The following is a 7,093-nucleotide window of genomic DNA, read 5'->3' on the forward strand; positions in this document are numbered from 1 at the left end:
ATGAAACGTTCCCGAATAATTTTTTCTTCCAGCCTTCGTGCTGGTTCACAACACGAACGCTCAAATCATGGCTACTATTGCATGAAGCCCTGCGTCACGTTCATTCTTCTCCTGATCAGCCTCATCGCTTCCGGTCAGGATGCCGAACTTCCCAGGGAATATTTCAACCACGCATGGGAAGTTGTCAGTGATCCGAAAGATGCCTCTTATTATCGAACTGTTGAAGAAAAGGAGGGGCTGGTACTAATGAACGATTATTTCATATCGGGACAACTGGAGGAGCACTCGGAATTTCGTGTTGTTGATGGACTGTTGGTGAAAGACGGCAGAACTGTGATTTATTATCCAGATGGCGCCCTGAAGCGCGACGGTACCTTTGAAAAGGATGCTGCCACGGGCATTCATACATTCTATTACACTACCGGAAAACCTCGCCTTGTTAGACGGCACAACGGCGACAAGATAACATACATACACTATTGGTCCCCCACGGGCCAGGAGCTTATTCCAAACGGCAATGGCCTTGTTGTGCACGAGCCGATAAACAACACAGTGGCCCATGATTATGTGAAAGATTCTATATCGGTGGTGCAATATGAGGTAAAAACACTTACGCATGACACGCTGTATACGTTGACAGACACCCCTCCCGAGTTTAAGGGCGGACTGAAGGCAATGTCAAAAGCGGTGGGGCAAACGTTGAAGTATCCTGCACCCGCGCGGAGCGCGGGTGCTCAGGGTGTCACATTTATTATGTTCGTTGTTGAAGTGGATGGAAGCATCACAAACGCAGAAATCAGGAGAGGATTTGATATGTATTGCGATCAAGAGGCGTTGCGTACGGTAAAAGCCATCGCCAATTGGAAACCGGGAAAGGTGAATGGGAAAGTTGTTCGATGTCGATTTGTTCTGCCTATTAGATTTAAGCTTGGCTGAAGTGCAATTGCGGACATCGTTGGCCGGCTTCAAAAAATGTGTTGCAAGACGGGATCAATATTTAATACGCAAAACAAAGACGGGAGATATCCTAAAATACTTCCCGTCTTTGCGGAACAGTAACTCACTTCAACGCATTCTTCAATTCACCGGCCGCATGTCTCAATGCCGACTGCACGGCAGGCACATTCGCCAGGGGATTCAACAATCCATAGTCATGAATCATGCCCTGTATCTGCACTAACGTCACATCCACACCGGCTTCATCCATCTTCCGCGCATAGGCAAGTCCTTCGTCGCGCAGCACATCGTTTTCGGCGACCTGAACCAACGTGGGTGGCAAGCCTTTCAATTCGGCAAGCGAAGCTTTTAGCGGCGACGCATAGATCTCGTTGCGTTGTGCTTTGGGAACATAGTTGTCCCAGAACCAGATCATCATGTTGCGTGTCAGAAAACGCGAAGTGGCATATTGGAGATACGATGCGGTTTCGAAGTTGGCATCGGTCACAGGCCAGAACAACACCTGCAGTTTCAGCTCGGGACCTTTTTTGTTTTTTGCCATCAACGCAGTGGCCGCGGCCAGATTTCCGCCGGCGCTGTTGCCCACAACGGCCAGACGTTTTCCATCGAGGTTGATTTCAGCACCGTGTTCGGCAATCCACTTGGTGGCTGCATACGATTCGTTTAGGGCTACGGGATATTTCACTTCCGGTGATCGCGAATATTCCACAAACACACCGGCCACGCCGGAGTAGACCACCAGGTCTCTCACAAACCGTTTGTGTGTGGCGAAGTCGCCAAGCACCCAGCCGCCGCCGTGAAAGAACAGGAAGGCCGGCAACACACCCGATGCCCCCGAGGGACGAACGATGTATAGCTTCACACTGATGCCATCCTGTGTGATGGTTTTCTCGGTCACGTCGATGCCAGACAGGTCTACGGCCACCGAGGTTTGTGCGCCCTCCAGCACTTTGCGTGCATCGGCGGGAGTCATCGTTTCCATGGGTTTACCGCCGCCGCCATTCAGGGCATGGAGAAAGGCTTTGGTGCGGCGTTCAATCGCGGCGTCCTTGTCCGGATCGATCGGTTGGTGTTGGGCTTGGGTTGGGTTGATCATAAAGGTTAAGCAGTAGATGAGTAAAATGGATTTTAATAGTGCTTTCATAGTTTCCTTGTGGTTTTGTTTTTGGGTTGTTGATAGTGACGATCAGTGTGCGCGAAGCCATTCGACAATGTGCGTGGCGTCGGCTTTCCAGGTGGGCAATCCCAGCACAAAATGGTTTCGGTCTTTCTCAACAAAGTCGGTGACGGATTCTTTGTGGGAGTATTTTTTGAAGACGCGTTTGCAGAGGTGCGAGGGAATGCAATGGTCCTGACTTCCGGCCACGATGAGCAGGGGAGCATGCGCTTTGGCGAAGTCGACGGCTGCGGCACTGGTGAGCCCGCCGCGGAGCACGCGTTTGGATTCGGGTATGGAGAAGTCGAAATAGCCTTTGCGCTGAACGTCGAAAGGCAATCCGTTTGTGAATACAAACTGCCATTTCTCAAACGACATCAGGAATGTTTTTTTGCTCGAGGTGAAAAATCCCAGCGCGCCGATGTTTGACTTCAAAAAGTTGAACTCATAGGGAATCACGCCTTGTGGCGGCACGGCATGAAGGGCAACGCAGGCCGCGGCAAACCCTTTGTTCAACATGATCTGCGCAATCAAACCTCCAAACGAGTGGCCGATCACGATAGGCTTTTCGTGCAGGCTTTGAACGATCTTTGTGTAGTGAGCAATCACGTCGGGCAACGACACCGCAGCAAGCGCTGCATCGGGATGACGGCATCGCAGGGTTTCGGCGTCAGCATCTTTGGCGGGCCACGGTGGCACCAGAGTAGTGTAGCCTTGATACTGAAAGAAGGTGGCCCATTCCTCCCAGCAGCTATGGCTCACAAAGGCTCCCGTGATGAACACGATGGTTTTGGATTTGATTTTTGTCATGGTCGGCGCGTTAAGATCACGGACGAACGGTTTGGCGCAGCCTTGTCTTTCACAAGGGAACGTCAGGTTAACACACCCAGTTCGTCACGCGGATGACGACAAAAGTATTTGATCGGGAAAACGCGCGCGATTGACGAATGGCAGATACCCTTGTACAAAACGATGATTTGAAAAATGGATGGCGGCGATTGCATTCCACCCTAAACCAAAACAGGCGACCCCCAATGGAGTCGCCTGTTCGGAATGGATGGGCGTTGATAAAAGTCGTTATAGCGGGTTGGGCACAATTCCCCAATGGTAAACATCACGCAGCTCGCGCAGTTTGGCCAGCGATGCGGGCGATGGCGGTCCGATGGCCGGCCCGTTCTCGTTCATAAACGACGCGGGCAGTTTGAACGCGCCTGCCGTGTTTATGTTGTGGACCACGGCACCGCGGTGCACCGTGTTGATGATGGAGTCTATGTCGGCCGTTGTCAGCAGGTTGGGACCGCTGATGTCGATGTATTGGATGTGGCTGTCGTCGGGAAGCAACAGATCTTCCAGTTGCCGCAGTCCGGGCATGTTGAGGAACGTTACGTTGGGATTGTAGCGGAGGTCCACAACCGGCGGACAATACGTTAAACCGAAAATGAAACTCTCCAGGTTGGAAAGGCCGTGCACGTTCAAGTCATTCACACTTCCCTGTCCATAGAACGAATAGAACGTTGTGATCTTGTCGAGATCGCCGGTGACCTTGATGAGATAGCTTCCGTTGCCGGGATAGGTATGTTCGAGGAAGGCGGGGTTGAGCGGGTTGTCGATCAAAACTGCCTGCGTTGTGCCGTCACCCCAGTTTATCTGGAGCGATACGTTTTCGCCATTCAACATCATGCGGTAGGGATTAGACCCATGGTCGGCATCCACCCGCGCCGCGATGGTGAAGAGCGGTTGCACCAGCAAAATCTTCCAGGGTAGGTTTCCAAGTTTGCTATACACAAAGTCTTTCGCATAAGAAATGTAGCCGGGCTTGGTCACCGCCAGGCGGTGTGTAGCCGCAGTGTCGCCTTGAAACGAGATAGTGTTTAGCGTGGCATCGAGCACAAATTTTTTCACGGTGTCGGTGCCGTGCAGGATGGCGGCTTTGGCGCTGGTCAAAATCTGGTGGTTGCCCTCGAGGCGGAACACCGAAAGGCGAAGGGGATTGACCACGTTGATGGAGAACGCCACATAACCAAATTCTTCGGGTGTGCGCGTGGTCACGTCAACCACTTCCATATCCACATTGGTCACGTTGTTGCGATACACGTTGATGCCGTAGGGCAATGGATGATTGACCGCCCTGGCCAACGGCGAGTTGCCACGCGGTGTGGCATAGAGCACAACCGATGGATCGGCCACCAGCAAAAAATCGGTGATGCGATAATAGCCCGGCGCCAGCTCAAGCGGATCGGCAAGAAAGCTGTTGCCTACGCGTAGCAGTTTAATTTCCTTGCGGGTGATCACCGGCGCACCGGCGTTGTTCTGCAAACTAAGCAACAGGGTAGTGGGCGACTCGCCGGTCTCCACACGCCCTCCGGCAATGTCGAGGGCGGAGAACGAACATGTGAATTGCACTTTCACAGGACTGAGATCTTCGCCTTTGTCGGCGCAACGTAGCAGGGTTATGCTCATGGCGAGCACCAACACCAATCGAAAGAGAGCGTTTTTCATGGTAGTAGGATTAAGGGTGATATGAACTAACAAAACGTAAAACTTCAAACGCAGCGCATTCGTCGATGATGCAAATGCCAGGGGTGCGGTGGAACGCAAACAGCTTACAAGTCGAAATAAAAAGTAGCAGGCGCAGGGGCGCTTCTCTCGTGAACGGCGGGCGACATCAAAAAGCAAAAAGCCCACCCGCAATGCACGTTGATGCATTTCACGGATGGGCTCGCTATAAGAAATCTACTTCTTTGCGAGGTGAAAACAAAAGCAAATGAGATATTTTGTATGCCTTGGATTGGGATGGTTGTAGCTACAGACAAGTTGTCCGCGGGTTTACCCGCTCACATCCGGCAGGGCTGCTTCACTCATCCCAATTTTCCGTTAACGTAAGCGCCGTTTTAAAAACCAATCACAATCAACTACTTTAATTTCTTTAAACCCAACAGACCCATGACCCGACTATATTCGCTTTGTTTTGTTGCATTCATTCTTGCAACTTCTTGCAAAGCACCCAAGCCCGAAGAAACCAACACCACCGGCATCATCAACGAAGCCGCAAAAGCGCGACTCGACTCCACCCTGAAAGCCATGGTGGATTCTTTCAAGATCGCGGGCGTGTCGGCCCTTGTTGTTGAAAAAGATAAGGAAGTCTACTTCAACGCCTTTGGCCATGCCGACCGCGAAGCCGGCAAACCGTTCGGTCGCAACACGCTGGTGCGCATCTTCTCCATGACCAAACCCATCACCGGCACAGCCCTCATGCAACTCTACGAGAAAGGTGCTTTTCAACTGGACGACCCGCTTTCAAAGTACGCACCTGAATTTGCCGACGTGAAAGTGTTTGCAGGCATGGACGCCAAAGGAAAAATGATTCTGAAAGCGCCCACACGTCCCATCACCATCCGCGACCTCACACGCCACACCGCCGGCTTTGCACGCGAAGAGCACCCCGAGCTTGGTGCGCTGGTGAAGGAGGCCGACGTGATGAATAAAGAAAACACCCTCACACAAATGGCCGCCAAGCTGGCCAAGCTGCCGCTGGCATTCAGCCCCGGCGACCAATGGTCGTATGGCGTGTGCGTTGACGTGCAGGCCTACCTGGTAGAGAAACTGTCGGGCAAGCCGTTCGATCAATATGTGCGCGAAAATATACTCGATCCCCTGGGCATGAAATCCACACGCTATGTGCCCGAAGACATGACACGCCTTGCTGCCATGTATATGAAGAGCGACAGCGCCCTGGCCCGCATACCCGATGAAAAAGCCAACGTCTTTAATGGAAAAGAATGGCCCCTCAAACCCGGCGGCTTTGGCTTCACATCCACCATCGACGACTACATGCGCTTTGCCCGCATGCTGGTGCACGAGGGCACCTTCGAAGGCGTCACCATCCTCAAACCCGAAACCGTGAAGCTGATGGCCACCAACCAACTGTCAGACAGCGTGACCGAGCGCATGTGGCTCCCCAGCAAAGGCCCCGTGGGCTTTGGCATCGACTTCGCCGTGAGACTGCGCGCACCACAAAATGCCGAAGAGAAAAACGGCGTTGTGGGCGAGTTCTTCTGGGACGGCGCAGCCAGCACTTTGTTCTGGGTCGATCCCAAGAATGAACTGACGGCGGTTTTGTTTGTGCAGATTTTTCCCTTCAGCAACCCGCTGCATAAGGTGTTTCGGGATGCGGTGTATGGGAAATATGATGGTAAGTAGGGGAGCGCGCATGTCGGAGACATGGCAATGATGGGCACGGGTCGAAGACCCGCGCCAGCAAACCATAGATCAAAAAAAAACGATCGGCCTGTTAAAGCCGATCGTTTTTCTTAAGGGGTATAGAATGATTACATGATTCTTGTAACGTTCACGGCATTCATGCCTTTTCTGCCTTTTTCTTCGTCGTAGGTAACTTCGTCGTTCTCGCGAATTTCGTCGATAAGACCTGACGTGTGGACAAAAATGTCAGTTTTTGAATCTGACGGAGTGATGAAGCCAAATCCTTTGGTTTCATTGAAAAACTTTACTGTTCCTTGCATTGTATTGTATTGAAAATTAAAAAAAAATAAAAACGCTCTGAGGCCAATGGACATGCCACTGTGGACTAATACTGATCCAGATTACTTGATGGGAGATCTAAAAGAAGCTTAGTAAAATTAAGGAAGGTGAAAACAACTAGGCGTTTGAGAAACGGGGCTTGCTGAGGTACTATTCTTTAATGCAATGCAAACATACGCCGAATAAACGCAGCATCCTAATCCGATGGCGACGAACTCTTGGAAATCTGACAGAATGCAGAAACAAGCCGGTCGCGGTGGTGTGCCTCAAGTAAAAAAGATGGAGCCGCTCTTCGGAGATTCAAGATTGATGAATTATGTGTAGTAGTTCCGACTTAATCTGACAGTTGGGTTAACTTAGAAGTGCAAACTATCTAAAGTCAAACCCTTTAAACTGTCAGAAAAATGAGAACAGAATCTAAGTTAATCAAAACGAAATTAG

At 51.2% G+C, this 7,093-nt stretch carries 6 protein-coding genes; 2 read left to right on the plus strand and 4 right to left on the minus strand.

Going from position 1 to position 7,093, the window contains the following annotated elements:
* Window positions 1–81 precede the first annotated feature (81 nt).
* Entirely contained in the window at window positions 82–936 is an 855-nt protein-coding gene (locus JI741_RS29195) for an energy transducer TonB (RefSeq protein WP_202015730.1), read from the plus strand.
* Window positions 937–1,060: 124 nt separating this feature from the next.
* Here the strand turns inward: JI741_RS29195 and JI741_RS29200 are convergent, their stop codons facing one another.
* The 3 genes from JI741_RS29200 to JI741_RS29210 all read right to left on the minus strand — a co-directional run bounded on the left by JI741_RS29200 (window position 1,061) and on the right by JI741_RS29210 (window position 4,612).
* The gene (locus JI741_RS29200) at window positions 1,061–2,053 is read right to left on the minus strand and encodes an alpha/beta hydrolase (RefSeq protein WP_202015751.1); all 993 of its coding nucleotides are present in this window, start codon (window positions 2,051–2,053) and stop codon (window positions 1,061–1,063) included.
* 90 nt (window positions 2,054–2,143) lie between these two features.
* Window positions 2,144–2,923 carry an alpha/beta hydrolase gene (locus tag JI741_RS29205; protein WP_202015732.1) on the minus strand — a complete coding sequence of 260 codons (780 nt, stop codon included), beginning with the start codon at window positions 2,921–2,923 and terminating at the stop codon, window positions 2,144–2,146.
* A gap of 267 nt (window positions 2,924–3,190) precedes the next feature.
* On the minus strand, window positions 3,191–4,612 hold the full coding sequence (locus tag JI741_RS29210) for a hypothetical protein (protein WP_202015734.1): 1,422 nt from the start codon (window positions 4,610–4,612) through the stop codon (window positions 3,191–3,193).
* 444 nt (window positions 4,613–5,056) lie between these two features.
* Between JI741_RS29210 and JI741_RS29215 the strand changes: the two genes are divergently transcribed.
* Window positions 5,057–6,313: a serine hydrolase domain-containing protein gene (locus JI741_RS29215; RefSeq protein ID WP_202015735.1), complete on the plus strand. Its 1,257-nt coding sequence runs from the start codon at window positions 5,057–5,059 to the stop codon at window positions 6,311–6,313.
* Window positions 6,314–6,441: 128 nt separating this feature from the next.
* Here JI741_RS29215 and JI741_RS29220 read toward each other — a convergent pair whose 3' ends face one another.
* Complete coding sequence (locus JI741_RS29220) at window positions 6,442–6,633, minus strand: cold-shock protein (protein ID WP_202015736.1); 192 nt, start codon at window positions 6,631–6,633, stop codon at window positions 6,442–6,444.
* Window positions 6,634–7,093 lie beyond the last annotated feature (460 nt).

The sequence above is a fragment of the Chryseolinea lacunae genome, from assembly GCF_016735595.1.
In the GTDB taxonomy this organism is placed as follows: domain Bacteria; phylum Bacteroidota; class Bacteroidia; order Cytophagales; family Cyclobacteriaceae; genus Chryseolinea; species Chryseolinea lacunae.

What these genes read in the sequence shown, in the direction of transcription:
- JI741_RS29195 (WP_202015730.1), top strand. Translation starts at nt 82, where the DNA reads ATGAAGCCCTGCGTCACGTTCATTCTTCTCCTGATCAGCCTCATCGCT.
- JI741_RS29200 (WP_202015751.1), bottom strand. Translation starts at nt 2,053, where the DNA reads ATGATCAACCCAACCCAAGCCCAACACCAACCGATCGATCCGGACAAG.
- JI741_RS29205 (WP_202015732.1), bottom strand. Translation starts at nt 2,923, where the DNA reads ATGACAAAAATCAAATCCAAAACCATCGTGTTCATCACGGGAGCCTTT.
- JI741_RS29210 (WP_202015734.1), bottom strand. Translation starts at nt 4,612, where the DNA reads ATGAAAAACGCTCTCTTTCGATTGGTGTTGGTGCTCGCCATGAGCATA.
- JI741_RS29215 (WP_202015735.1), top strand. Translation starts at nt 5,057, where the DNA reads ATGACCCGACTATATTCGCTTTGTTTTGTTGCATTCATTCTTGCAACT.
- JI741_RS29220 (WP_202015736.1), bottom strand. Translation starts at nt 6,633, where the DNA reads ATGCAAGGAACAGTAAAGTTTTTCAATGAAACCAAAGGATTTGGCTTC.